The sequence below is a fragment of the Pseudomonas kurunegalensis genome, assembly GCF_030291635.1.
GTDB lineage: Bacteria > Pseudomonadota > Gammaproteobacteria > Pseudomonadales > Pseudomonadaceae > Aquipseudomonas > Aquipseudomonas monteilii.
Window position 1 is genome coordinate 2575795 of sequence record NZ_CP127871.1, and the last position, 24399, is coordinate 2600193.

A 24399-nucleotide genomic window follows, 5' to 3' on the forward strand; every position below is an offset into this window, starting at 1 on the left:
CTTTGGTCATTCCCATGCACAGCGGTTTCGCCTATTGTCGACTCTCCTTTCCCAAACGATTGGCACATTCATGGAGAACGTCATCGTCATCACGGGTGGTAGCCGTGGCATCGGCGCCGCCACGGCGCTGCTGGCTGCTCGCCAGGGCTACCGTATCTGCATCAACTACCACGCCGACGAGCAAGCCGCCGAAGACATCCTCGGCCAGGTCCGCGCCTTGGGCGCCGAGGCCATTGCCGTGCGCGCCGACGTCAGCGTCGAGGATGAAATCATCCAGCTGTTTCAGCGCGTTGATGATGAACTCGGCCCGGTCACCGCATTGGTCAACAACGCCGGCACCATCGGCCAGCAAAGCCGGGTGGAGGATATGTCCGAGTTTCGCCTGCTCAAGGTCATGAAAACCAATGTCGTCGGCCCCATGCTCTGCGCCAAGCACGCCCTGCTGCGCATGGCACGCCGGCATGGCGGGCAAGGCGGCGCCATCGTCAACGTGTCATCGGTGGCCGCACGCCTGGGCTCGCCCAACGAATATGTCGACTATGCCGCCTCCAAAGGCGCACTCGATACCTTCACCATTGGCTTGGCCAAAGAGGTGGCAGGCGAGGGGGTGCGGGTCAATGGCGTACGCCCGGGCTACATTCACACCGGCTTCCATGCGCTGTCCGGTGATCCGGACCGCGTCAGCAAGCTGGAACCCGGCTTGCCCATGGGCCGGGGCGGGCGCCCTGAAGAAGTGGCCGAGGCCATTCTCTGGTTGCTGTCAGACAAGGCGTCCTACTCCACGGGCAGCTTCATCGACCTGGGCGGCGGGCGCTGAGCGCGCCCGTCAGCCCTCAAGCAGGGTACTCACCCGCTCGGCCAGTGCCTCCAGTTCAAACGGCTTGGTTAGTACCAGCGTGCCTTGTAGCAGCTGGCCGTCAATGAGTGCCGCGCTTTCATCGTAGCCGGTGATGAACAGCACCTTGAGGTCCGGGTAGCGTTCGCGGCAGCGCTCAGCTACCTGGCGGCCATTCAGGCCGCCGGGCAAGCCGATATCGCTCAGTAGCAGGTCTGGCCGTTCGCCGTTTTGCAGGTAGGCCAAAGCACTGGGGCCGTCCTCGAATGCATCAACCCGGTAACCCAGCTCTTCCAGCACTTCGCAAACCACCAGGCGCAAGGCCGTCTGGTCTTCGATCAACAGGATACGCCGCGCCACTGCACTGCCTTTTTCCAGTACCTTGCGCTGTGGTGTGGGGGCAGGCGGCTTGGGTTGCTCGTAGTGGCGGGGCAAAAGCAGCTCGATGCGCGTGCCTTCACCCAGCGTCGAAAGTACGCGCAGTTGCCCACCCGATTGGCGCACGAAACCGTAGGTCATCGACAAACCCAGGCCAGTGCCCTGGCCCATGGGCTTGGTGGTGAAGAAGGGGTCTACGGCGCGCTTGGCCACCTCCGCTGACATGCCATTGCCGTTGTCGATGATGCTCAGCCGCACGTATTCGCCGGCTGGCAGTTCCAGGGCCTGGGCCTGTACCTCATCAAGCACCAGGTTGTCGCCGACGATATCGATGACGCCGCCCCCTGGCATGGCGTCGCGCGCGTTGATGCACACGTTGAGCAGGGCGCTTTCCAGTTGTGGCGGGTCGATGAACGTAGGCCACAGCTCGCTGGCAAAGCGGCTGCTCAGGGTGATGGCCGGGCCAATGGTGCGGCGCAACAGCTCTTCCATGCCAGCCACCAACGTTGCCATTTGCGCGGAGCAGGGCTGCAGGGTCTGCTGGCGTGAGAAGGCCAGCAGGCGGTGCACCAGCGAAGAGGCCCGTTGAGCCGAGCCGCTGGAGAGCTCCAGCAAGGGCTCGAGGGCGTCGAAGCGTGACTGGTCCAGGCGTTGGCGCATCAGCTCTTGCGCGCCCAGAATACCGCCGAGCAGGTTGTTGAAGTCGTGGGCGATGCCACCACTGAGCTGGCCCACGGCTTCCATCTTCTGCGCCTGGCGCAGGGCCTCCTCGGCTTTGGCCAGGCGCTCCTGCTCCTGTACGCGCTCGCTGATGTCATAAGCGAACAGAAAAGCGCCTTGTATTTCGCCATCATGGTCGCGCAAGGCATTGAAGCGCAGTTCGTAATGGTACTGCTCGGGCGCCTTGCCGAATGTACCGATCTCGACGAATTGCTCGCCCGCCAAGGCTCGCTGCCACATGGCCAAGCTCAATGTCCGAACATTTGGCTCATCGTCGATCAGGTCTGGCAAGTAGTCGCCAATTTCAGGCGTACGCCCGAACAGCCGTTGAAAGTCATGCTTCGCCTGGCGATTGATGGCCAGCCAACGCATGCCTTTGTCGACCACATGCACATTGACCACGCTGTGGTCGACCAGCTCCGCGAACAGCCGTCGTTCTGCCAGTGCAGCGCTTACCCGTTGCTCCAGTTCTTCGTTCAGGCGTTGCAGGGCCTGCTCTGCCCGACGGCGTTCGGTAACGTCCTTGAACAACACCGCGACCTGGCGTTTCTCGGCAGGTTCCACGCGGAAGGTGGTAACAGACAGCACGTGGCCGGTGGCGACCAGTTCCTGCTCGAAATGCAGGGGCTCGCCAGTACGCAGCACCTCGCCATAGCGGGCTACCCAGTCATCGGCTTCATCGGGCACCATCTCGCGCAGCTTCTGCCCGACCACGTTGGGGATGCCGGCGTGCTTGGCGTAGGCCGCGTTGGCCAGTACATGCACGTAGTCACTGAGCGGGCCGTGCGGGCCGTCGAAAAACTCGATGATGCAGAAGCCTTCGTCCATGGTGTCGAACAACGAACGGTAGAAGTTCTGATCATGGTCCTGGAGGCTGGCAAGCTGTGACGCCAGTTGCGCGTTTTGCCGCTGGAGGGCTTCGACTTGTTGGTGCAGTGAGCGCAGGTCGCGGGAGGGCATGCCGACGTCCGACAAAAGGGGAGGCTCTGACTTTAGCGTGTTCACCAGCACGCGAATAGCGGGTCCGCACAGTTGGCGGGCGATGCCCGGTAGCTGTGGTTCGGCCGCCGGGCGTTCGATGGTCAGAAGGAGCGGATGATCCGCCCGAGGGTTTCCATGGCCCGTTCGGCGCCGTCATGCCAGGGGCTTCCGTAGTTCAGGCGGATGCAATTGCCGAAGCGCCGGGTGGGCGAGAAGATCGGCCCGGGGGCGATGCTGATGCCTTGCGCCAGGGCCATATGGAACAGCTTGAGGGCGTCCATTTGTTCGGGCAGTTCCAGCCACAGGAAGTAGCCACCGGAAGGCTGGCTGACCCGCGTCTGCGCCGGGAAGTGGCGAGCGATGGCCGCCAGCATGTTGGCCTGCTGGCCTTCCAGTGCGTAACGCAGCTTGCGCAGGTGGCGGTCGTAACCGCCGTGCTGCAGGTAGTCGGCAATTGCCGCCTGGGCCGGCATCGAGGCACACAGCGAGGTCATCAGTTTCAGCCGCTCGATCTTCTGCGCAAAGCGTCCGGCAGCGACCCAGCCGATACGGTAGCCCGGTGCCAGGCTTTTGGCGAACGAGCCGCAGTGCATGACCAGGCCCTGGGTGTCGAAGGCCTTGGCCGGTTTGGGCGCCTGTTGCGAGTAATACAGCTCGGCGTACACGTCGTCTTCGATCAACGGCACTTCATGGCGCGCCAGCAACTCCACCAGGGCCTGCTTCTTGGCTTCCGGCATGCTGGCGCCCACCGGGTTCTGGAAGTTGGTCATGCACCACACGGCCTTGACCGGGTGCTTCTCCAGGGTTTGTGCCAGCACGCCCAGGTCCATGCCTTCGCGCGGGTGCACCGGGATTTCCACCGCCTTGAGCTTGAGCCGCTCCAGTACCTGCAGGCAGGCATAAAAAGCCGGGGCCTCGATGGCTACCAGGTCGCCGGGCTGGGTCACTGCCTGCAGGCACAGGTTCAGGGCCTCCAGTGCGCCATTGGTGATCAGCAGTTCTTCCATGGGCAGCATCAGCCCGCCAACCATGTAACGCAGGGCAATCTGCCGGCGCAGTTGCGGGTTGCCGGGCGACAGGTCGGTGACCACCATGCGCGGGTCCATGCTGCGGCTGGCGCTGGCCAGCGAACGCGACAGGCGTTGCAGCGGGAACAGTTCGGGGCTGGGGAAGGCCGAGCCGAACGGTATGGTGTTGGGGTCCTTGATCGAGTCGAGGATCGAAAACACCAAGGCGCTGACGTCGACATCGGTAGACTCGCTGACCGGCTGCAGCGCCTGAGGTTCGCTGAACTGGCGCGGGGCGTGGGCGTTGACAAAATACCCCGAGCGCGGCCGGGCGCGGATCAGCCCGCGCCGCTCCAGCAGGTAATAGGCCTGGAAAACGGTAGAAGGGCTGACCCCGTGGGTCTGGCTGGCGTAGCGCACCGAGGGCACGCGCTGGCCGGGGCCCAGTACCCCGGAGCGGATCAGTTCGGCAATGTCGTCGGCAAAGCGTTCGTAGCGTTTCATTCTGGCCTTCTGTCGAAGCCTGGCAGGCAAGGTGGCGTCAGTGTAAGGGATCAACGGTTCATGGGGGCGACGAAGCGGCTGTGGGCCACGCTGCGGATGGCGGGGTCGTCACGCTCGCTGATTTCGAAGCTGAGTGTTTGCGAGCTGCTGGTCGGGCGCTCGGCGAGCATCGCTACCGACACCGGCAGTTCACTCATTTCGCCCGCCGGGATGACCAACGCCGTGTTGCCCTGCAAGGTGAAACCGTCGGCGTCCAGCAGGCGCAACGCATAGTGCTGGGTGCGCTCGGTCTTGTTGATGACCTTGAGCAGGTAGATGTTCTCGATCTGGCCTTGGGCATTTTCACGGAACAGGCCACGGTCCTTGATCACGTCCAGCGACACCATCGGGCGCAGTTGCAAGGCCACCACCAGCGCCGCGATCATCACCACCAGCGCAGCGGCATAGCCGAGCAGGCGTGGGCGCAGCCAGTGAGTCGTACCGCCCTGCAGGCTGTGTTCGGACTTGTAGCCAATCAGCCCGCGAGCGTAACCCATCTTGTCCATCACCCCGTCGCAGGCGTCGATGCACGCTGCGCAACCGATGCAGGCCATTTGCAGGCCATCGCGGATATCGATGCCGGTGGGGCACACCTGCACACACAGCGTGCAGTCGATGCAGTCGCCCAGGCCCTGGGCCTGGACGTCGCTGCCCTTCTTGCGCGGGCCACGGGCCTCACCGCGCCGTGGGTCATAGGCGACGGCCAGGGTGTCTTTGTCGAACATCACACTCTGGAAGCGGGCATACGGGCACATGTGCAGGCACACCGCTTCACGCAGCAGGCCGGCATTGATGTAAGTGGCGGCGGTAAAGAACAGCACCCAGAACAGCGCCACGCCGCCCAGCTGCAAGGTAAACAGTTCTGCGGCCAGTGGACGAATCGGTGTGAAATAGCCGACGAAGGTCAGCCCGGTGAGGATGCCAATGACCAGCCATAGGCTGTGTTTCAGGGTGCGGCGCCCCAGTTTGTTTAGGCTCCAGGGCGCGGCGGCCAGCTTGATGCGCTGGTTGCGGTCACCTTCGGTGACCTTTTCGCACCACATGAACAGCCACGTCCAGGTGCTCTGCGGGCAGCTGTAGCCACACCACACGCGGCCGGCGTACACGGTGATGGCAAACAGGCCGAAGGCGCAGATGATCAGCAGCGCTGACAACAGGATGAAGTCCTGTGGCCAGAAGGTCGCGCCAAAGATGTGGAACTTGCTGTTGGCCAGGTCCCACAACACGGCCTGGCGGCCGTTCCAGTTCAGCCACGCGGTGCCGAAGAACAGCACGAACAGGGCACCGGCAAAGCCGATGCGCAGGTTGCGGTACAGCCCGCTGAAGCTGCGGGTGTGAATGCCGCTGTCGGTGTGTCGCGGTCGGGGGCTGGCTGGGGTGGGGGCGATCTCTGTGAAAGGGATTCTATTGTTCATGGCTCGGTGCTCATCAGGCCTCGATCAGGCATGAGCACTATGGCCCTGAGGCTGTTATCAGCACAGGCTCAGATTTTGCGATAAAAACCATATCAGATTACCCGGCTTCGACCGCCAGGCCTTAAATTACCGAGCCTGGCACGCTGGCCTTCAGATGCCTGCGGCTATCCACCGCACCCGCTACGGTCAGCGCATCGGCCTCGGCTTCGGTGATGGGGACGCGCTGGCCGGCCAGCAGCGCCACTGACATGCGCAGGTGTTCGTCGGTGACGATTTCGATAGCAGGGCCATCGCCCTTGATGCGCAGGTTCTCGCCGATCAGGGTGCAGCGGCGGGTGGTTTCGTCGATTTCAACGGGCATGGCGTTGTCCTCCTTGTAGGGTTACAGGGTGGACCACAATGCAAGGCGGGTTGCTGCATCAGGGGGGTGAAAGGAGAAGAAAGGAGGAGGGCGGGAAGCACTGAGGGGAGCCGAAGCTCCCCTCAAAGCGTTGTTGCTTGCTCTTTTTTTATTATTGGGACTGGCCTTTTGTTGTTTTTGTCAGCCTGTCCTGGTGTTGCGGGCGACCCCCATGCGGGGTCAAGAGCAAACGTATTTTTTTGAGCGCTGACCTGCTTTCATCATGGCTGATCCGAACCTGGCTGCCGCTACCTTGAGGTAGTTTTATTGTTCTGTGCCAGACCGCGGGGCGTACCCCTGAAAAGCGTGTCTACTCCAAAAAAATCTGCTTGCTACGCCTCTGCCGTGTTGTTCTTGTTATGTCAGAGCCGTTACCTGTTGTTTTTATTGGGTGTCACATTTTTATTGTTCTTGTACCAGAGATAAAGCAGGGTGCGTGCCAACTTTTGAAAGCCCTTTAAAATCAGTAACTTAGCGATTTCCTTCAAAAATGCTTGGCCTGAAATTCTGCCGATTTGTTTCCCTGTTACCCGATTTTTTGCTGTGAAATGTGGGGGCGGTAACACTTCGCCCACACCTGTGTGACACTCGTATGACTTACTGCGCGCTGCGCGCCCGCGCTACCCGCGACCCATTGCCGCGGCCCAGCACGCTACTGATACGCTGGCCGGCGGCGATCAGCCGGTCGAGGTCGATGCCGGTTTCAATGCCCAGCCCTTGCAGCAGGTACACCACATCTTCGCTGGCGATGTTGCCGGTAGCCCCCTTGGCGTAAGGGCAGCCACCCAGCCCGGCCACCGAGCTGTCGAATACGCTGATGCCTTCGAGCAGGCTGGCATAGACGTTGGCCAGGGCCTGGCCATAGGTGTCGTGGAAGTGCCCGGCCAGCTGCTCGCGCGGCACCTGGGCAGAGACTACCTCGAACAGGCGCCGGGTATCGCCGGCAGTGCCGGTGCCGATGGTGTCACCCAGCGATACTTCATAGCAGCCCATGTCGTGCAGTGCGCGGGCCACCGGGGCCACCTGTTCGGCGCTGACCTTGCCTTCATAGGGGCAGCCGAGTACGCACGAGACATAGCCGCGCACGCGTACACCGTGGTTGCGCGCAGCTTCCATGATCGGCTCGAAGCGCTTGAGGCTGTCGCTGATCGAGCAGTTGATGTTGCGCTGCGAAAACGCTTCGGAGGCGGCCGCGAACACCGCCACTTCCTTCACCCCGGCAGCCAGCGCATCCTCGAAACCGCGCAGGTTGGGTGCCAGCGCTGCATAAGTAACACCGGGGCGCTGGTCGATACCGGCGAACACCTCGGCAGAGCCGGCCATTTGCGGCACCCACTTGGGCGAGACGAAGCTGCCCACTTCTATATAGGCAAGGCCCGCTTCGGTAAGGTCGTTGACCAGGCGCACCTTGTCGGCAACGCTGATGGGCTGGGCTTCGTTCTGCAGGCCGTCGCGGGGGCCGACTTCGACCAGGCGGACGTGTTTGGGCAAGGACATGGCGGTTTTCCTGTGGCGTTCAGCGGTTGTCTTTGTTGTTCAGGGTGGCGGCCAGGGCTTGTTCGCAACGCTCCTGGGCGGTGTCCAGTTCCAGTTGCATCTGGTGGATGTCGAGCATCTGCTGCTCCAGCTGGGCGCGGCGCTCGGCGATTTTCGCCAGCATGCTGTTGAGCTGCTTGAGGTTGCCGCTGGTGGGGTCGTACAACTCGATCAGCTCGCGGCACTCGGCCAGTGAAAAGCCGATGCGCTTGCCGCGCAGGATGAGCTTGAGGCTGACCTTGTCGCGGGCCGAATAGATTCGCTCCAGGCCACGGCGTTCGGGGCTCAGCAGGCCCTGTTCTTCATAGAAGCGGATGGCCCGGGTGGTGATGTCCAGCTCGCGGGACAGGTCGGAGATGCTGTAGGTCTGGGTGCTCATGCTGGGGCTCGGCGTGGGGTATGCGGGTATCCTGAAGGCAGGTTTACGTTTACGTCAAGCAGCCTGCCGCAATCAGTCCGGCTGCGCTGCGCGTCGGTACCCGTTAGGCGTCTTCCCAGTCAACCGCTTGAACCACCGGGCAAAGTACGTCGGGTCGGTGAATCCCAGGCTATCCGACAACTGCCCGATACTCATCCGCGTATAAATCAGGTTACGCCGCGCCTCCAGCAGCAACCGCTGGTGCACCACCTGCAACGCTGTCTGCCCGCTCAAGGCCCTGCACAGCTGGTTCAGTTGCAGGCTTGGAACGCTCAGCCGTGCGGCAAAAGCTTCTACTGACAGATGCTCACGGTAATGCGCCTCGACCAGCCGCAGGTACTGCCCCAGTAACTGCCGGTCGCGTTCATCGCGGTTGCGCGGTGCCTGCCCCAGTTGCTGGCGGCGGTTGATCCACACCATCAGCGCGGTCACCAGCGCTTCGAGCATGGCCGCGCGCGCCGGGGCATTGCCCTGGTACTCCTGCTGCAAGGTGTCGATCAGGCTGCGCAGGTGCACACGGTCATGCCCAAGCGGGTAGCACGCAGGTTGCGCCAGCACCGCCAGCGGCATGCCCAGGCGCTGTTCCAGGTTCGCCACCAGCGCGGTGCCGAAGGTGAGCACATAGCCCTGGATATCGGCGCTGAAGCGAAAGCCATGCACGGTCATCGGCGGCACCACCTGGATCGCCGCTTCGCCGATGGCGCTGCGCAACCCTTCGATCTCCACCTGAGCCTGGCCGCGCTGTACATACAGCAACTGGAACAGCTCGGCATGCTGGTGTGGCTTGATCTCCCAGTGGTGCAGGCGGCTGCGCGCTGGGATCGATTCGCAGTGCAGCAGGTCGGTGCCGGGCCAGGCCTGGTTTTCGCCATACAGCTTGAACAACGGGACGCCGGGGAGGGTGGATTTCATCAGGGGTAGCCTGTCCGTTAATCGAACGTTTTTTATAAAAGTGCAGGTTTTATATGGAATAGAACACGTCAGCAGTGCTTTTTGCCATTAAAAATGCAAGGGCAAACCCTAACAGCAGATGCCGCCCCACTGCCAGTCCAGGGCCGGCATCGTCCGAACAGAGACAACAACAATGAAAACTCAGGTTGCAATTATTGGTGCAGGTCCGTCTGGCCTGCTGCTGGGCCAACTGCTGCACAAGGCCGGTATCGATAACGTCATCGTCGAGCGCCAGACGCCTGAATACGTACTTGGCCGCATCCGCGCCGGGGTGCTGGAGCAAGGCACTGTCGACCTGCTGCGCGAAGCCGGTGTGGCCGAGCGCATGGACCGTGAGGGCCTGGTGCACGAAGGGGTCGAGTTGCTGGTCGGCGGGCGCCGCCAACGCCTGGACCTGAAAGCCCTGACCGGCGGCAAGACCGTCATGGTATACGGCCAGACCGAAGTCACCCGTGACCTGATGCAGGCCCGCGAAGCCAGTGGCGCGCCGATCATCTATTCCGCCAGCAATGTCCAGCCGCATGAACTGAAGGGCGAGAAGCCCTACCTTACGTTTGAGAAGGACGGCCAGTTGCACCGGGTGGATTGCGACTACATCGCCGGGTGTGACGGCTTCCACGGTGTGTCGCGCCAGAGCATTCCCGAAGGTGTGTTGAAGCAGTACGAGCGGGTCTATCCGTTTGGCTGGCTGGGCCTGCTTTCGGACACGCCGCCGGTCAATCACGAGTTGATCTATGCCCACCACGAGCGTGGTTTCGCGTTGTGTAGCCAACGTTCGCAAACACGTAGCCGCTACTACCTGCAGGTACCTTTGCAGGACCGGGTCGAAGCGTGGTCTGACGAGCGCTTCTGGAACGAGCTGAAAGCCCGCTTGCCCGCCGACGTAGCGGCTGACCTGGTCACAGGCCCGGCTTTGGAAAAAAGCATCGCCCCGCTGCGCAGCCTGGTGGTCGAACCTATGCAGTATGGCCACCTGTTCCTGGTGGGTGACGCCGCGCACATCGTCCCGCCTACCGGTGCCAAGGGCCTGAACCTGGCAGCGTCGGACGTGAATTACCTGTATCGCATTCTGGTCAAGGTTTACCGCGAAGGGCGCACCGACCTGCTGCAGCAATACTCCCCGCTGGCCCTGCGCCGGGTGTGGAAGGGCGAGCGCTTCAGCTGGTTCATGACCCAGTTGTTGCACGACTTCGGCAGCCACAAGGACGCCTGGGACCAGAAGATGCAAGAGGCCGACCGCGAGTACTTCCTGACGTCGCCAGCCGGGCTGGTGAACATTGCCGAGAACTACGTGGGCTTGCCGTTCGAGGAAGTGGCTTAGTTTTTTTCAGGGGGACGACAGGGTATCTTCGGGGCTTTTGAAGTTCGCAGGAAGCATGCCGATGTATTTCTCCCCACCCCTGATCAGCGCCCTCTGCCTGGTAGCCGCCAGTGGCCTGGCCTGTGCCGATCAGGTGCTGCCCGCACCTCCCGAGCTGGCCTCTGGCTACCGCACAGGCTTGCAGCCCGTGCAGGCCAGCCGCCATATGGTTGCGGCAGCCAACCCGTTGGCCAGCGATGCGGGGCGGGCGATGTTGCGTGCCGGTGGCAGCGCCATCGATGCGGCCATTGCGATGCAGATGGTGCTGACCTTGGTCGAGCCGCAATCCAGCGGTATTGGCGGCGGGGCATTCATCCTTTATTGGGACGGCAAGCGTGTGCAGGCGTTCGATGGCCGCGAGGCCGCGCCGGCGGCTGTGACGGAAACGCTGTTCCTGCAAGCCGATGGTACGCCGATGCCGTTCAGGGCGGCGCAGATTGGAGGGCGCTCGGTTGGCGTGCCGGGTGTCTTGCGTGCTTTGAAACTGGCCCACGATCAGCACGGCAAGCTGCCCTGGCGCGACCTGTTCGCGCCGGCCATCGCGCTGGCACGCAACGGTTTCCCGGTGTCCGAGCGCCTTCACACCTTGGTGTCCGCTGACCCGTTCATTGCCCGGTCACCGGCCATGGCCCGCTACTTCCTGGATGAGCAGGGCAGGCCGCTGGCCGTGGGAACGATCCTGCGCAACCCCGAGCTTGCGCAGGCCTTCGATCAGATTGCCGCGCAAGGCCCTGACGCGTTCTATACCGGCGAGATCGCCGAAGCCATCGTGGCCAAGGTGCGCAGCCATGCCAATGCCGGTTACCTCTCGTTGCAGGACTTGCAGCAGTACCAGGCCAAAGAGCGCGAGCCCGTGTGCGGCCCCTATAAGGCCTGGCGCATCTGCGGCATGCCGCCGCCGTCTTCGGGCGGGGTGACGGTGTTGCAGACCCTGGGCATTCTCGAAGCCGTACAGCGCGCCACGCCGCAGCGCGATCTGGCAGCGTTGCGCCCGCTTGCGAATGCATCCCCGGCTGGCCTGGAGGCACCACCACTGGCCGTGCACCTGATCGCCGAGGCTGAGCGTTTGGCCTATGCCGACCGCGCACAGTACCTGGCCGACAGCGATTACGTGCCGGTCCGGGTCAAGGCCCTGACCGACGCCAACTACCTGGCCAGCCGTGCAGCGCAAATTGGCGAGCACAGCATGAAGCGCGCCCGCCCGGGCCAACCCCTGGGCGCCGACTTGGCCCTGGCCCCGGATCGCTCGCCATTGCGCATTTCCACCTCGCACCTCAGCGCGGTGGATGACAGCGGCCAGGCCCTGGCCATGACCACCTCGGTGGAGGCGGCGTTCGGCTCGCACCTGATGGTCAAGGGCTTCCTGCTCAACAACCACCTCACTGACTTCTCGTTCATTGCGCAGGAGCACGGCAAACCCGTGGCCAACCGGGTACAGCCGGGCAAGCGGCCGCTGTCGGCCATGGCGCCAACGCTGGTGTTCTCGCGAGCCTCGGGCGATCTGGTGGCCAGCCTGGGTTCACCGGGCGGCTCCCAGATCATCGGCTATGTGAACAAGGCGTTGGTTGGCTTGCTGGATTGGCAGCTCGACCCGCAACAGGCCGCAGGCTTGCCCAACTTCGGCAGCCGCAATGCCGGCACCGAGGTGGAAGCGGGGCTGAGCAGCCCGGCGCTGATCCGGCAGTTGGCAGCCTGGGGGCACGAAGTGACGCCCATGACCATGACCAGCGGCATGCAGATTATCCAGCGCAGTGGCGAGGGTTGGTCGGGCGGGGCCGACCCGCGGCGTGAAGGTGTGGCCCTTGGCGACTAGCCGTGATAGAACGCAGTCTTGCCATTCAGTCGTTGAATACCTAGATGTCCATTAGCGTTAAATCGAATAGGGCGCTGTTCGACCTCGACCTGCTACGCGCGATTGTGGTGGTGGCCGATTGCGGCAGCTTCACCACCGCTGCCGCTCGGCTGCACTCGACACAGTCGACCATCAGCCAGAAGGTACGCCGCCTGGAAGACATGGTTGGCCACCGTTTGCTGGTGCGGGGCAACCGCGATGTGCTGCCCACCGATGCCGGGCAAACTTTGCTCGGCTACGCCCGGCACATGCTGGCCTTGAACGACCAGATGCTCGAAGCCCTGGCCGGGGCGATGGTGGGCACTACCGTGCGCCTTGGTGTGCCCGAGGATTTCGTTGGCGGGCGCACCACCAATGCGCTGTCGGCCTTCAGCCGCCTGCACCCGCAGGTGAAGCTGGAAGTGACCAGTGGTCTGTGCCGCGACCTCAGCCAGGCCTACGACAACGGTGAGCTCGACCTGGTGTTGCTCAAGCAGCGGCGCAACACCCGCGAGGGCGTGGCCTGCTGGCCCGAGCGCCTGCAATGGATCGACAGTGCGTGTACCCCCGCCTTCGAGCTGGACCCGATCCCGTTGGTGACCTTCCCGCCGCGGGGGCTGTACCGCGAAGACATGATCAACGCCATCGAAGGCATGGGGCGGCGCTGGCGCATCAGTTTCACCAGCTCCAGTCTCAGTGGTATCCAGGCGGCAGTGGCCGATGGCATGGGCGTCAGCCTGCTACCGCCAAGGGCGGCCACTGGCGAGCATCGGGTGCTGGGGGCGGGGCAGGGGCTGCCGGAGGTCGACAGCTATGAAATCGTCATCGTGCATCGGCCGACGGCGGATGTGATGGTCAAGGCGTTGGCCGAGGTGATGACACAGTTGCTGGCGGGCGGTGGGATATAGCGTGCCTGACGACATGGCGCGGTCTTTGTAGGAGCGGCCTTGTGTCGCGATCGGGCTGCGGAGCAGCCCCAGAATTTCAGCTTCGTCGCCTAGAACGCTGGGGCCGCTTTGCGGCCCGATCGCGACACAAGGCCGCTCCTACACCGACCGCGTCAGTGGTCAGGCCGCAGCCATTCTCGGCGACAGGTGAATACCCGCAATCATGCAGCGCACCGAGCCACCGGCCATCTCGATGGTGGGCACATCCAGCGGCACCAGCCGTGCCGAGCGCTCGATGCGCTGGCGCTGCTCATCGGTCAGGCTGTCGAAGGCCTTGCGTGATAGCGCCAGAATACGCCCGTCACGCCCGGACAGCTCGATGGCGTTACCGGCAAACTGACTGATCTGCTGGTTGCTCAGGTCAATCACGTCGCGACCGGATTCGACCAGCCGCATCCGCACTTCCTCAGCCCGCGCCTTGTTGGTGAAGGTGTCAAAGCCCACCAACGCGAACTCGGTCGCCACGCACATCAGCACGTTGGTGTGGTAAATCGGCGTGCCTTGCTCGTCGGCGGTGTCGAACACCATCGGCTCGAAGTTGAAATGCGTGCTGAAGCGCTCAAGGGCAATCGGATCGGCGCGGTTGGAGCGCGCGGTGTAGGCCACCCGTGACAGGTGGTCGAACACCATGGCGCCAGTCCCTTCAAGGAACAGCTCGTCTTGCTCCAGCCCGGAATAGTCGATGACATCCTGCACCCGGTACTCATGCTTGAGCATCTCGATCACATCCGCGCGCCGTTCGCGGCGGCGGTTGCGTGAGTACATCGAGTAAATCGCGATATGCCCCCCGGGGTGGGTGGAGAACCAGTTGTTGGGGAATACCGAGTCCGGGGTGTTGTGCTCGCCAAAGTCGTCGAACAGGTGCACGCGCACACCTTCGGCCTCCAGCCTGCCAGCGGCCTGGGTGACTTCATCGCGTGCCACATCGGCCAGGGCCTGCGCCGCGATGTCGGGGCTGCTGCGCTGGAACGAGTTGTCGGCTGCGGTTTCCGGGTTGGGGGTGAACGCATGTGGCCTGACCATGACCACTGCTGCCGGGGCTTGAATCGAACGCGTTGGAAATGCCATGTGGAAATACCGGGTAAGAGCTGGGTTAGGCAACGCGTCGGATGCGGTTTTTGGCAGCGCGGCCACGGGTGTGGCTGAACAGGTCTTTCGGGTCGTCTTCCACCCATGGCACCAGGTCGATCTTCGAGCCCATGCCGCGTTTTTCGGCTTGCTGTAGTACGTACCGTAGTACGGTGTAGTCTTCCAGGGCGAAGCCCACCGAATCGAACACGGTGACCTGGCTGTCGCTCTGGCGCCCCTCGGTTTCGCCGCGCAGTACACGCCACAGGTCGACGACAGGGAAGTCCGCCGGCAGTTGCTGGATGTCGCCTTCAATACGGGTTTGTGGTTCGTATTCGACGAACACGCGGGCCTTGCGCAGTACATCAGCGTGCAGCTCGGTCTTGCCCGGGCAGTCGCCGCCCACGGCATTCAGGTGCATGCCGGGTTCGAGCATGTCGGGGGTGATGATGGTGGCGTAGGCCTTGTCGGCGGTCACAGTGGTGATGATATCCGCGCCTTTCACGGCTTCGGCTACCGAGCCGGCCCGGCGGATCGTGAGGCCGCTGTATTCCTTGAGGTTGGCAATCAGCTTGGCGGTGGCCAGCGGGTCGGTGTCGTACGCAACGATTTCTTCGATGCCCAGGTGCTTATGGAAGGCCAGCGCCTGGAATTCGCTTTGTGCGCCGTTGCCGATCAGCGCCATCTTGCGCGCGTTCGGCCGAGCCAGTGCCTGCGCGGCCATCAACGAGGTGGCGGCGGTGCGCAAGGCGGTGGCGATGGTCAGCTCGGACAGCAGCACCGGGTAACCGGTGTCGACATCGGCCAGCACGCCGAAGGCCATTACCGTATGCAGGTCACGGGCAGTATTGGCCGGGTGGCCGTTAACGTATTTGAAGGCATAGCGGCTGTTGTCGGCAACCGGCATCAATTCGATAACACCCACTTCCGAATGGCTGGCAACACGCGCAGACTTGTCAAACTCCTGCCAGCGTTTGAAGTCTTCACGCAGGGCCTCAGCCAGTTCGCCTATGAACGGCGCTACGCCAATGTCATGTACCAAGTCCGACATGGTTGGAACATCAATGAAATACGTCATGCTCTTGCACCTTGTTATTGCGCGGTCGCCCGGTCACGGCAGGCGGCACGCTTAAGATTGTTGAAGTGGCATGAACATTTTGATGAAAGGTTGCGTCAATCGGAAGAATGCAGGTTGCCAGTTTCATCAACTTTCTAGACAATCTGCCACCCCAAAGTAGCAATCTGATTATTTGGCAGGCGTTATGGATACGATCGATCGGGAACTGATTGCGCTGTTGCGGGACAATGCACGTACCCCTGTGTTGACCCTGGCGAAGAAGCTCAAGGTGGCCAGGGCAACCGTGCAAAACCGCATTACCCGGCTCGAAGAGCAGGGCGTGATCATTGGCTACACGGTACGCCTGCGCTCCGACGCGCTGGAGCAGGGCGTGCGGGCAATCACCAGCATCGGCATCAGCGGCCACCACGCCGCAGAGGTCAAGCACGCGCTGCGCGGGCATCCCAACGTGGTGGCCATCCATACCACCAATGGCCGCTGGGACCTGATGGCAGAGCTGCGCGCCGACACCCTCGAAGCCTTCGACCGGGCGCTGAACACCATTCGGTCGATCCCGCACATCGAGAATACCGAGACCAGCATCCTGCTCTCGACCTACAAGATGTGACCGCTGGGTCAGGCCTTTTGACAGGCGCATTGCGCAAACTGTCACCTGGGCTTTTCACACTGCAAAAAAACCCTTGGCCGGTGTGCATTCTGTAGCGTTCCGCTTGACCTGGGCCGCTGGCAGAATGAAACGGCTTTCGCGGGACGGTTTCAGGCGCACGTTCTGACGGTGCGTTTAAACAATAAGAAAGTCCGCTGCGAAGTTGCATCGGGCGTTAGTTTAATTTTTTGTTATTGCCTGCGCTCTCATCATTTAAATGACATGAAACCTGCACCTTGGTACCAACTTGTTGGTGCGCTGCGGGGCGTGGAAGTTTTACAAAAAAAGAATAAGAGGTTGACTATGCATCAAACGTGCAACGCGCAAAGCACCGCGCCGGAAGAAGGCCGAGTGCTCAAGCGACGGCTGGAAAACCGGCACATACAGCTTATTTCTATCAGTGGCGCAATTGGTACCGGGTTGTTCATGGGCTCGGGCAAAATCATTGCGCTGTCCGGCACTTCGATCATTCTGGTGTACGCCATCATCGGCTTTTTCGTCTTCTGCATCATGCGGGCCATGGGCGAAATGCTGCTGGCCAACCTGCAGATGGAGTCGTTCGCCGACCTGGTGCACAACTACCTGGGGCCAAAGGCCGGCTACATCCTCAGCTGGTCGTACTGGCTCAGCTGGGTGGTGGCGGCGGTGGGCGATGTGGTGGTCGTGGCAGGGTTCGTGCAGTACTGGTACCCGGACGTGCCCACTTGGCTACCGGCGTTCGCCACCATGTTCCTGCTGCTGGGGCTGAACATGCTGGCGGTGAAGGCGTTTGGCGAGGTGGAGTTCTGGTTCGGTCTTATCAAGATTGTGGCCATCGTGCTGCTGGTTGTGGCCGGCCTGGTCATGATCGCCACGTCCTACACTTCGCCGACCGGGGTCACCGCCTCGTTCAGCCACCTGGTGGCGCCGGGCGTGGTCATGCCGCATGGCATCCTCGGCTTCCTCGCCGGGTTCCAGATCGCGATCTTCTCCTTTGTCGGCACTGAACTGATCGGCACCGCAGCGGCAGAGGCGAAAGACCCGGAAAAGACCTTGCCCAAGGCCATCAACACCATCCCTGTGCGCATCCTGCTGTTCTATATCTGTTCGCTGGTGTGCATCATCAGTGTCATTTCCTGGGTCAATGTTCCGGCCAACCGCAGCCCGTTCGTCGAGTTGTTCCTGTTGGGCGGGTTGCCCGCTGCCGCTGGCATCATCAACTTCGTGGTGCTGACCTCTGCAGCCTCGTCGGCCAACAGTGGTGTGTACTCCGGCTCGCGCATGCTCTACGGCCTGTCGCACCAGCAGCAGGCGCCCGTGGCGTTCGGGCGCTTGTCCGGCTCGGGCACACCGGTGCGTGCGTTGGTGTTTTCGGGGGTGTGCATGGCGATTGCACTGACGCTGCTGTTCGTCATTCCGGAAGTGATGACGGTGTTTACCCTGGTGTCGACCATTTCTGCGGTGATGATCATCGTGACCTGGTCGCTGATCCTGCTGTCCTACTTCGCCTACCGTCGGCAAAACCCGCAGGCGCATGCACAATCGACGTTCAAACTGCCGGGTGGCAAGGTCACCGCCGCGCTGTCGCAACTGTTCCTGATCTTCGTGTTGTGCCTGCTGGCACTGGAGCCGGACACCCGTACTGCGCTGTACATCATGCCGCTGTGGTACGCGGGCCTGTTGCTGGCTTACCGGCGCAGGACCAAGGCCTGTGCTGCACCACAGACCGTTAGCGCCACTTAGCGTTTCGGGGGCGCTTGTTCAGGTGGCTGGCTGATTGTCACGCAGCCAGTCCACCAGCCCCAGGATGGTCGGGGTCGTGGTGCGCCCATGAGGCACGACCAGGTAATAGGCCTCGCGCGGTCGCACCACCAGGTCGGTCAGGCGCACCAGCTCGCCGGAGGCCAGCAGGTGGTCGAGCATCCGCCCCCAGCCCAATGCCACCCCATGCCCGTGCAAGGCCCCCTGGATGGTGTCGGTGTACAGTTGGCAGCGCAGGTTGTAATGCAGCTTCGGCGGGTTGCCACCCAGCGCGCGGAACCACGTGGGCCAGGTCATCCAGCCTTCGGTGGTGGCATCGGCATCCAGCAGGTCGGCACGGTACAACGCTTCCAGCGACTCCGGTTGCGGGTTGCGCGCCAGCCAGGCCGGGGCGCACACCGGGAAAATCTCTTCATCGAACAGGTGCAGGGCGCTGCCGTCTTCCCAGCGGCCATTGCCAAACCGCACCAGCAGGTCGACATCGTGGTTGCGCAGGTCGCCGGTAAACATCTGCGTGGCCAGGCGCAGGCGTACCTGGGGCAGGGCGCTGCGCAAGCTGCCCAGGCGCGGCATCACGCGTAACTGGGAGAAGGTTGCGGTGGAGCTGAGCACCAGCTCCTGCTCGCTGTCGCCTTCGCTGAGGCGGTCGAACACCGACGCGATCTTTTGCATGGAATCGGAAATCACCGCATACAGCGCCTGGCCTTCACTGGTCAGGCGAATGCCGCGGTGCAGGCGCTGGAACAGTTGGCTGCCGAGGTTTTCTTCCAGTTGCCTGACCTGCTTGCTGACCGCCGCCTGGGTGACCCCCAGTTCCTGGGCGGCCAGGGTGAAACTGTTGTGGCGGGCTACCGCCTCGAATTCGAGCAGCGCAGTCATTGACGGAATGATGCGCCGATAGCCTTTGTGCGTGTTGCCGTTTTCTTGTGTGTTCATGCGACGTCCTGGCAAACGCGACGCGCTGGTCCGCACCGCGCGGGCACAGTGGCAGAAATTGACTCAGGGCGATAGGGCCCGCGCGCGATCAATCAGCGCTCGACGGCACTGCCTGCTGCATTGATGTTTCCCACGCGGCAACAGTGGGTTTCCCAGTGATCTGGAGGCTATTGGCTAAAGCCCTCCGGGTTGGGTGGCGCATAGGATCTTTCGGGCAAGTCCCTTAACGTTGTTACAGGAAACCGATATGAAAAAAATAGCATTCATTACACTGCTGGCCGCCGCAGGCCTGGTTCAGGTCGCCCATGCCAACGATGCCGTTTCCAGCGAGCATGGCATCAACAGTATAGGCGTGCCAGAAATCCCTTGCCCTGAAGGCACCTACTTGACCCCGGTCGGCGATTGCCAGCCGGATTTCGATTTTGACTGATACCCCGGCGGTCTGGTGGATAGCCCTCAAGGCTGACGCTCGGCGACAGCCCTCAGGGTTCTGAGGGTTACCACCGGCGCATCCACCACGAACCGATTGGCGAGCCAGCCCGGCACATCTCCGGCCGGGTCGGCTTGCAACTGGTACGTCACTTCAGTCAACCGTTCACCCAACGGTTTCATTCGCCACTCACCACTCAGGCGCTGCACCCGGATCAACCCGTCAACCTTGGGAATCCTGTCGGGCTCAGCGCTCAGGTGCCGCAGCAGCGTGCCGTCATCCAGGCGTTCGCTGCTCACCTTCAACACAATGTCCCGTGGCATCGTCGGCCAGGGCAGGTTGGTGGTCAGGTACACCCAGGTATCAGCACCGTCCACGTCCAGCAGGCGCATCTGGTCACAGGCATAGAGCCACTTGCAGGCCACCCGCAGGTTCTCCTGCAGGTCGGTGAGCGTGCGCACGCTGGCTTTCATGGTGCTCACGCCGCGAAATTGCTGGTAAGGCGAGTCAGCTACGCCACTGAGGTACACGCGGATGCCCTCGCGGTCGTAGGCGAGGTTCCAGGCATCGGCGGCCAGGGCAGGGGTGCAGAGCAGCAGGAGGGTAAGCAGCAGGCAGCGGGGCATGGCCGGTACCGTGCGGGGGGATGGGTGTTTCAGTATGCGCGGCAAACAGAAAGCCCGCCAGATTGGCGGGCTTAGGGCATTCAGCCTGAGCTTAGCGCTTAGGGTTCAGCGTCAGATGCACATGACGGTTCACGTCCTTGTACAGCAGGTAGCTGAACTTGCCTGGGCCGCCGGCATAGCAGGCTTGCGGGCAGAAGGCGCGCAGCCACATGAAGTCGCCGGCTTCCACTTCGACCCAGTCCTGGTTCAGGCGGTACACCGCCTTGCCTTCCAGCACGTACAGGCCGTGTTCCATCACGTGGGTTTCAGCGAACGGAATCACGCCGCCTGGCTGGAAGGTGACGATGTTCACGTGCATGTCGTGGCGCATGTCGGCCATGTCGACGAAGCGGGTGGTGACCCAGCGGCCTTCGGTGCCCGGCATTTCGATGACGGTGGCGTTGTCGCGGTGGGTAACGAACGACTCGGGTACGTCCAGGCCTTCAACCTTCTGGTAGTGCTTGCGCAGCCAGTGGAAGGTGACGTTGGACTTGCTGTTGTTGCGCAGGCTCCACTCGGCGCCCGGGGCCAGGAAGGCGTAGCCGCCCGGTACCAGGGTGTGGTGCTTGCCTTCGACGGTGATGTCCAGCTCGCCTTCGACGATGAACACCACGGCTTCGGCGTTCGGGTCCAGCTCTGGGCGCTCGCTGCCGCCTTCCGGCGCCAGTTCGACGATGTACTGGGAGAAGGTTTCGGCAAAACCGGTCAGCGGGCGGGCAATGACCCACATGCGCATCTTGTCCCAGAACGGCAGGTGGCTGGTGACGATGTCACGCATCACGCCTTTAGGAATGACGGCATAGGCTTCGGTGAACATGGCACGGTCAGTCAGCAGCTCGGTTTGAGCCGGGTGCCCACCGTGGGGGGCGAAGTACGAATGGTTCGACATGGACGATCTCGACTTGTTGTTCTCTCCCCATGCCGTGAACCGCACCGGCCGGTGCGGCGCAGGGGATGTGGCGACAGAATAGGGTCGAGCGCGTGGCATCCACAAATTAAATGTTGGAATACCCGGTATTTGATCGCTGAATGTCAACCTGACGCCCGATGTGCTGTGCCGGCAGCTGGTCGCCTTGGCCGAACAGCTTGTGGCGCAAGGTGCCCTCGGTGTAGCGCGAAGGGTAGCGGCCACGGCGTTGCAGTTCGGGCACCAGCAAATCGACGACATGGGTCAGGTCGTCCGGCTGCACGGCATAGGTCAGGTTGAAGCCATCGATGCCGGTCTGGTCCAGCCAGTTTTCCAGCTGGTCGGCGACCTCGCTGGCTGAGCCGACCAGCACCGGCCCGCGACCACCCAGGCCAACGAATTCGGCGGCCTCGCGCACGGTCCAGCGGCGGTTGGGGTCGGCGGCGGTGAACGCGGCCAGGGCGGCGCGACCGGCATCGTTTTCGACATATTCGATCGGCGCGTCGGGGTCGAGGCCGGCAAAGTCGATACCGGTCCAGCCCGACAGCAGCGCCAGGGCAGCGTCCAGGTCGACGTAGCGACGGTACTCGGCGAAACGGGCCTCGGCTTCTTCCCGGGTGGGGGCGACGATCAACAGCGCCTGCGCATAGATCAGTACTTCATCACGCCCCCGCCCGGCGGCCCCGCTGGCCTGGCGGATGCCGTCGGCGTAGCGGCGCAATACCGTGGGCGTCGGGCCGCTGATGAACACGCATTCGGCATGCCGCGCGGCAAACTGCTGGCCACGTGCCGAAGCACCGGCCTGGAACAGCACCGGTGTGCGTTGTGGCGAGGGCTGGCACAGGTGCATGCCGGGCACCTGGAAGTGCTCGCCCACATGGTTGATAGGGTGCACCCGCGAAGGTTCGATATAGCGCCCACTGTCACGTTCCAGCAGCACGGCGTCGTCGTCCCAGCTTTTTTCCCATAGCTTGTACAGCACCTGCAGGTACTCTTCGGCAAGGTCGTAGCGCTGGTCGTGGCCCAGCTGGCGCGCCAGGCCGAGGTTGCGTGCGGCGCTGTCGAGGTAGCCGGTGACGATGTTCCAGCCAACCCGGCCATTGCTCAGGTGGTCGAGCGTGGACATGCGCCGGGCGAAGGGGTAGGGGTGTTCATAGGTCAGCGAAAAAGTAACGCCGAAACCGAGGTGCTCGGTAACCCCGGCCATGGCCGGCACCAGCAGCAGTGGATCATTGACCGGCACCTGCACGCCGCCTCGCAGGGCCGCTTCGGGGCCGCCCTGGTAGACGTCGTAGATGCCCAGCACATCGGCGATGAACAGTGCGTCGAACAGGCCGCGCTCCAGCAGGCGGGCGAGGTCGGTCCAGTAGCTCAGGCGATTGAACGCTACGCTGGTGTTGCGCGGGTGGCGCCACAGGCCAGGGGACTGGTGGCTGGCGGCGTTCATGCTGAAGGCGTTGAAGCGGATCGGGCGGGGCATGGAGGGTGCTCCGCTCAAGGCAACACGGAAGCCGGGTAGACCGCGTCGGCCACCTGCAGCTTGCGTGGAATCAGGCCCAGGCCCTGGAAGGTATCGGCCAGCTTCTGTTGTTCGGCAACGATCTGCGGGGTGATGGCCACGGCGTTGTAGTTACGCCGCTCGCTGGCCACCTCCAACACGTTGGCGCTGATGCCCAGTTGCGGGGCCAACAGTGCGGCAACTTCGCCAGGCTTGGCGTTGGCCCACTGGCTGACCTTGCCCAGTTCGGTGAAGAAGGTTTTCAGCAGTGCACGGTGCTGGTCGGCATAGCTGGCGGTGGACAGGTAGAACGTCCGGTTGTTGGACAGGCCGCTGCCGTCACGCAGGTTCTTCAGGCCAGGCTGGCTTTCTGCTGCGGCGAGGAACGGGTCCCACAGGGTGACGGCCTGGACACTGCCGGACTGCAGGGCAGCCACGGCATCGGCGGCGTTGTTGACGTAGGCGGGGGTAATGTCCTTGTAGGTAAGGCCGGCTTGCTCCAGCGCTACGGCCAGCAGGTACTGGGCGTTCCAGCCGCGGCCGGTGGCCACGCGCTTGCCTTTCAGGTCTTGCACGCTGGCCAGGTGGTCCTGCTCGCGCACCACCAGGCCGATGCCGCGTGGGTAGGGTTGTTCGGCGGCCAGGTACACCACCGGTTTGCCGGCGGCCTGGGCAAACACGGACGGCGCATCGGCGGCATGGCCCAGGTCGATGGCACCCGTGCTCAAGGCTTCGAGCAACTGCGGCCCGGCGGCAAATTCGTGCCAGCTTACGGTTACACCTTGTGGTGCCAGCGCCTTTTCCAGGGCTCCGCTGCCTTTGAGGATGTTGATGCTGTTGAATTTCTGGTAGCCGATGCGCAGGGTTTTGGCGTCGTCGGCAACGGCTTGCGACCAGGGCAGCAGGGCACTGGCGACACTGGCCAGCAGGCCGCCGATCAACAGGCGGCGCAGGGGGGAGAAGGCACGGGTTGGCATGAGGTTGCTCCTTGAAACTGGCTTGGAAACGATGTGCCCAGCCTAAGGAGGTGGCGTTCGGCTTTCAATTTTTATATTCCTGTTTGTTAGATTGTTTTGTTATTTTTATATCCATTTGTTTTGTAATGATCTGCAACCTTCGACATTTTTTTCACATCCGCTTGCTAGCATCCGGGCATTCCCGAGGAGCCCCTACATGCCGCACATCCTGCGCAAGCGCAGCACCCGCATCGCCCTGACTGCCACCGCCGGCCTGCTTACCGCCACCTTGGGCTTTTTCGCCTGGCAGAGCTTCTTCCCGGTTCAGGCGGCCTCAGGCTGGGATGTCGAGGTACTACACCGCGATGTGACCAAAGCCGCCTCGCTGCTGCCGCAAGCCGATGGCAGCCTGCTGGTCAGCCGCGAGCTGGATGATGGCCGTGGCAGCATCCTCAAGATCACCGCGACTGGCGACCGGGTCGTGGTCATTGACAACCTGTCCAAGCCCGACGGCATGGTGGCGGCTCAAGGGGGGTGGGTGTTCAGTCAGGAAGGCGGTCGGGCACCTGTCAGCCTGGCCCGCGATGGCCAGGTGACCCCCCTGTTCGACGGCGATAGCGTGCAAGGCCTGTGGAATGACGGCGACCACCTGTATGCCATCGAAGACCGCAAAGGCAATGGTCGCTTGATGCGTTATGACTGGAACAGCCGCCAGCTGGATGTGCTGCGTTCCGGCCTGACCGAAACCGAAGGGCTCACCCGCTGCGAGGGCCGTTTGCTGTACACCGAAAAGGCCAATGGCAAGGTCCGCGCCTTGTCCGACGATGGCAGCGACCCGGTGGTGGTCGAAGGCCTGCGCAACCCGACGTTCCTGTACTGTGACCAGCGCGGCCTGTGGATCAGCGAAGACAACACCCACCGAGCCCGGCTGCTGCGTGTTGACGCCGGTGACGTTCAGCACACCGTGCTGACTTTCCTAAAGGCGCCACAGTCGATCGTGGCGGATGGCAAAGGCGGTTACTTGCTGGCCGAAGGCGGGCGCAACCGCGTGCTGCACCTGACCCCGCCGCTGGAGCGCAATACTGCCCAGCGGGAGTGATGCCAGCGGCTTGCCGTGAATGATTTCGCGGCCAGCCACCCGTGAGGCTTTATG

Annotated in this window: 22 protein-coding genes; 8 read left to right on the forward strand and 14 right to left on the reverse strand. The window is 62.8% G+C overall.

Translation table 11 applies throughout. The annotated features are described in order from the left end of the window. Positions 1 to 70: 70 nt before the first annotated feature. Entirely contained in the window at positions 71 to 817 is a 747-nt protein-coding gene (locus QQ992_RS11525; RefSeq protein WP_105947521.1) for an SDR family oxidoreductase, read from the forward strand. 9 nt (positions 818 to 826) lie between these two features. Here QQ992_RS11525 and QQ992_RS11530 read toward each other — a convergent pair whose 3' ends face one another. The 7 genes from QQ992_RS11530 to QQ992_RS11560 form a co-directional block, all read right to left on the reverse strand. Next, on the reverse strand, positions 827 to 2893 hold the full coding sequence (locus QQ992_RS11530) for a hybrid sensor histidine kinase/response regulator (protein ID WP_286113441.1): 2067 nt from the start codon (positions 2891 to 2893) through the stop codon (positions 827 to 829). A 122-nt stretch (positions 2894 to 3015) separates the two neighbouring features. Further along, the gene (gene mapR / locus QQ992_RS11535) at positions 3016 to 4425 is read right to left on the reverse strand and encodes a GntR family transcriptional regulator MpaR (RefSeq protein ID WP_016713897.1); all 1410 of its coding nucleotides are present in this window, start codon (positions 4423 to 4425) and stop codon (positions 3016 to 3018) included. Positions 4426 to 4475: 50 nt separating this feature from the next. Further along, a complete protein-coding gene (gene ccoG / locus QQ992_RS11540) occupies positions 4476 to 5879 on the reverse strand; it encodes a cytochrome c oxidase accessory protein CcoG (protein ID WP_286113442.1) in 1404 nt (467 codons plus the stop codon). Between the two features lie 121 nt (positions 5880 to 6000). Continuing rightward, entirely contained in the window at positions 6001 to 6240 is a 240-nt protein-coding gene (locus tag QQ992_RS11545) for a DUF3203 family protein (RefSeq protein ID WP_286113443.1), read from the reverse strand. A 636-nt stretch (positions 6241 to 6876) separates the two neighbouring features. Next, positions 6877 to 7776 (reverse strand): hydroxymethylglutaryl-CoA lyase, encoded by a 900-nt coding sequence (locus tag QQ992_RS11550; protein WP_016713900.1) that lies wholly within the window; start codon positions 7774 to 7776, stop codon positions 6877 to 6879. A gap of 19 nt (positions 7777 to 7795) precedes the next feature. Further along, positions 7796 to 8194 (reverse strand): MerR family transcriptional regulator, encoded by a 399-nt coding sequence (locus tag QQ992_RS11555; protein ID WP_019099730.1) that lies wholly within the window; start codon positions 8192 to 8194, stop codon positions 7796 to 7798. A 72-nt stretch (positions 8195 to 8266) separates the two neighbouring features. Next, a complete protein-coding gene (locus QQ992_RS11560; RefSeq protein ID WP_286113444.1) occupies positions 8267 to 9145 on the reverse strand; it encodes a helix-turn-helix domain-containing protein in 879 nt (292 codons plus the stop codon). Between the two features lie 172 nt (positions 9146 to 9317). On the opposite strand from QQ992_RS11560, the gene pobA reads away from it, so the two are divergent. The 3 genes from pobA to QQ992_RS11575 all read left to right on the forward strand — a co-directional run bounded on the left by pobA (position 9318) and on the right by QQ992_RS11575 (position 13283). Continuing rightward, positions 9318 to 10505: a 4-hydroxybenzoate 3-monooxygenase gene (pobA, locus tag QQ992_RS11565; protein WP_027614940.1), complete on the forward strand. Its 1188-nt coding sequence runs from the start codon at positions 9318 to 9320 to the stop codon at positions 10503 to 10505. Between the two features lie 61 nt (positions 10506 to 10566). After that, the gene (gene ggt, locus QQ992_RS11570) at positions 10567 to 12357 is read left to right on the forward strand and encodes a gamma-glutamyltransferase (RefSeq protein WP_286113445.1); all 1791 of its coding nucleotides are present in this window, start codon (positions 10567 to 10569) and stop codon (positions 12355 to 12357) included. Between the two features lie 44 nt (positions 12358 to 12401). Next, positions 12402 to 13283, forward strand: a complete 882-nt coding sequence (locus tag QQ992_RS11575) for a LysR substrate-binding domain-containing protein (RefSeq protein WP_286113446.1) — start codon at positions 12402 to 12404, stop codon at positions 13281 to 13283. Between the two features lie 159 nt (positions 13284 to 13442). On the opposite strand, the gene ctlX is transcribed toward QQ992_RS11575, so the two are convergent. Continuing rightward, positions 13443 to 14390, reverse strand: coding sequence for a citrulline utilization hydrolase CtlX (ctlX, locus tag QQ992_RS11580; protein ID WP_433963109.1), 948 nt, complete (start codon positions 14388 to 14390; stop codon positions 13443 to 13445). A gap of 25 nt (positions 14391 to 14415) precedes the next feature. Further along, positions 14416 to 15468 carry an ornithine cyclodeaminase gene (gene ocd / locus QQ992_RS11585; RefSeq protein WP_198749842.1) on the reverse strand — a complete coding sequence of 351 codons (1053 nt, stop codon included), beginning with the start codon at positions 15466 to 15468 and terminating at the stop codon, positions 14416 to 14418. 184 nt (positions 15469 to 15652) lie between these two features. Between ocd and QQ992_RS11590 the strand changes: the two genes are divergently transcribed. Next, on the forward strand, positions 15653 to 16075 hold the full coding sequence (locus tag QQ992_RS11590; protein WP_012272037.1) for an Lrp/AsnC family transcriptional regulator: 423 nt from the start codon (positions 15653 to 15655) through the stop codon (positions 16073 to 16075). Positions 16076 to 16417: 342 nt separating this feature from the next. Further along, entirely contained in the window at positions 16418 to 17836 is a 1419-nt protein-coding gene (locus QQ992_RS11595; RefSeq protein WP_286113447.1) for an amino acid permease, read from the forward strand. Positions 17837 to 17854: 18 nt separating this feature from the next. Here the strand turns inward: QQ992_RS11595 and QQ992_RS11600 are convergent, their stop codons facing one another. Beyond that, on the reverse strand, positions 17855 to 18790 hold the full coding sequence (locus QQ992_RS11600; RefSeq protein WP_286113448.1) for a LysR substrate-binding domain-containing protein: 936 nt from the start codon (positions 18788 to 18790) through the stop codon (positions 17855 to 17857). Positions 18791 to 19037: 247 nt separating this feature from the next. Here QQ992_RS11600 and QQ992_RS11605 point away from each other — a divergent pair, with 247 nt between their 5' ends. Continuing rightward, entirely contained in the window at positions 19038 to 19220 is a 183-nt protein-coding gene (locus QQ992_RS11605; protein ID WP_286113449.1) for a hypothetical protein, read from the forward strand. 26 nt (positions 19221 to 19246) lie between these two features. On the opposite strand, the gene QQ992_RS11610 is transcribed toward QQ992_RS11605, so the two are convergent. The 4 genes from QQ992_RS11610 to QQ992_RS11625 all read right to left on the reverse strand — a co-directional run bounded on the left by QQ992_RS11610 (position 19247) and on the right by QQ992_RS11625 (position 23267). Beyond that, positions 19247 to 19846, reverse strand: a complete 600-nt coding sequence (locus QQ992_RS11610) for an START domain-containing protein (protein ID WP_286113450.1) — start codon at positions 19844 to 19846, stop codon at positions 19247 to 19249. A gap of 91 nt (positions 19847 to 19937) precedes the next feature. Continuing rightward, entirely contained in the window at positions 19938 to 20774 is an 837-nt protein-coding gene (locus QQ992_RS11615; protein WP_286113451.1) for a bifunctional allantoicase/(S)-ureidoglycine aminohydrolase, read from the reverse strand. A 106-nt stretch (positions 20775 to 20880) separates the two neighbouring features. Then, a complete protein-coding gene (locus tag QQ992_RS11620; RefSeq protein ID WP_286113457.1) occupies positions 20881 to 22272 on the reverse strand; it encodes an LLM class flavin-dependent oxidoreductase in 1392 nt (463 codons plus the stop codon). 14 nt (positions 22273 to 22286) lie between these two features. After that, positions 22287 to 23267, reverse strand: coding sequence for an aliphatic sulfonate ABC transporter substrate-binding protein (locus QQ992_RS11625; RefSeq protein WP_286113459.1), 981 nt, complete (start codon positions 23265 to 23267; stop codon positions 22287 to 22289). A 196-nt stretch (positions 23268 to 23463) separates the two neighbouring features. Between QQ992_RS11625 and QQ992_RS11630 the strand changes: the two genes are divergently transcribed. Beyond that, positions 23464 to 24345 carry an NHL repeat-containing protein gene (locus QQ992_RS11630; RefSeq protein WP_286113461.1) on the forward strand — a complete coding sequence of 294 codons (882 nt, stop codon included), beginning with the start codon at positions 23464 to 23466 and terminating at the stop codon, positions 24343 to 24345. Positions 24346 to 24399 lie beyond the last annotated feature (54 nt).

Bases quoted from the DNA above. Each gene is read 5' to 3' on its own strand.
- QQ992_RS11610 (WP_286113450.1), bottom strand. From the start codon at position 19,846: ATGCCCCGCTGCCTGCTGCTTACCCTCCTGCTGCTCTGCACCCCTGCC.
- QQ992_RS11550 (WP_016713900.1), bottom strand. From the start codon at position 7,776: ATGTCCTTGCCCAAACACGTCCGCCTGGTCGAAGTCGGCCCCCGCGAC.
- QQ992_RS11590 (WP_012272037.1), top strand. From the start codon at position 15,653: ATGGATACGATCGATCGGGAACTGATTGCGCTGTTGCGGGACAATGCA.
- ccoG (WP_286113442.1), bottom strand. From the start codon at position 5,879: ATGAACAATAGAATCCCTTTCACAGAGATCGCCCCCACCCCAGCCAGC.
- pobA (WP_027614940.1), top strand. From the start codon at position 9,318: ATGAAAACTCAGGTTGCAATTATTGGTGCAGGTCCGTCTGGCCTGCTG.
- QQ992_RS11605 (WP_286113449.1), top strand. From the start codon at position 19,038: ATGAAAAAAATAGCATTCATTACACTGCTGGCCGCCGCAGGCCTGGTT.
- QQ992_RS11530 (WP_286113441.1), bottom strand. From the start codon at position 2,893: ATGCCCTCCCGCGACCTGCGCTCACTGCACCAACAAGTCGAAGCCCTC.
- ggt (WP_286113445.1), top strand. From the start codon at position 10,567: ATGTATTTCTCCCCACCCCTGATCAGCGCCCTCTGCCTGGTAGCCGCC.
- mapR (WP_016713897.1), bottom strand. From the start codon at position 4,425: ATGAAACGCTACGAACGCTTTGCCGACGACATTGCCGAACTGATCCGC.
- QQ992_RS11600 (WP_286113448.1), bottom strand. From the start codon at position 18,790: ATGAACACACAAGAAAACGGCAACACGCACAAAGGCTATCGGCGCATC.
- QQ992_RS11595 (WP_286113447.1), top strand. From the start codon at position 16,418: ATGCATCAAACGTGCAACGCGCAAAGCACCGCGCCGGAAGAAGGCCGA.
- QQ992_RS11620 (WP_286113457.1), bottom strand. From the start codon at position 22,272: ATGCCCCGCCCGATCCGCTTCAACGCCTTCAGCATGAACGCCGCCAGC.
- QQ992_RS11560 (WP_286113444.1), bottom strand. From the start codon at position 9,145: ATGAAATCCACCCTCCCCGGCGTCCCGTTGTTCAAGCTGTATGGCGAA.
- QQ992_RS11625 (WP_286113459.1), bottom strand. From the start codon at position 23,267: ATGCCAACCCGTGCCTTCTCCCCCCTGCGCCGCCTGTTGATCGGCGGC.
- QQ992_RS11615 (WP_286113451.1), bottom strand. From the start codon at position 20,774: ATGTCGAACCATTCGTACTTCGCCCCCCACGGTGGGCACCCGGCTCAA.
- ctlX (WP_433963109.1), bottom strand. From the start codon at position 14,390: ATGGCATTTCCAACGCGTTCGATTCAAGCCCCGGCAGCAGTGGTCATG.
- QQ992_RS11525 (WP_105947521.1), top strand. From the start codon at position 71: ATGGAGAACGTCATCGTCATCACGGGTGGTAGCCGTGGCATCGGCGCC.
- QQ992_RS11575 (WP_286113446.1), top strand. From the start codon at position 12,402: ATGTCCATTAGCGTTAAATCGAATAGGGCGCTGTTCGACCTCGACCTG.
- ocd (WP_198749842.1), bottom strand. From the start codon at position 15,468: ATGACGTATTTCATTGATGTTCCAACCATGTCGGACTTGGTACATGAC.
- QQ992_RS11555 (WP_019099730.1), bottom strand. From the start codon at position 8,194: ATGAGCACCCAGACCTACAGCATCTCCGACCTGTCCCGCGAGCTGGAC.
- QQ992_RS11545 (WP_286113443.1), bottom strand. From the start codon at position 6,240: ATGCCCGTTGAAATCGACGAAACCACCCGCCGCTGCACCCTGATCGGC.
- QQ992_RS11630 (WP_286113461.1), top strand. From the start codon at position 23,464: ATGCCGCACATCCTGCGCAAGCGCAGCACCCGCATCGCCCTGACTGCC.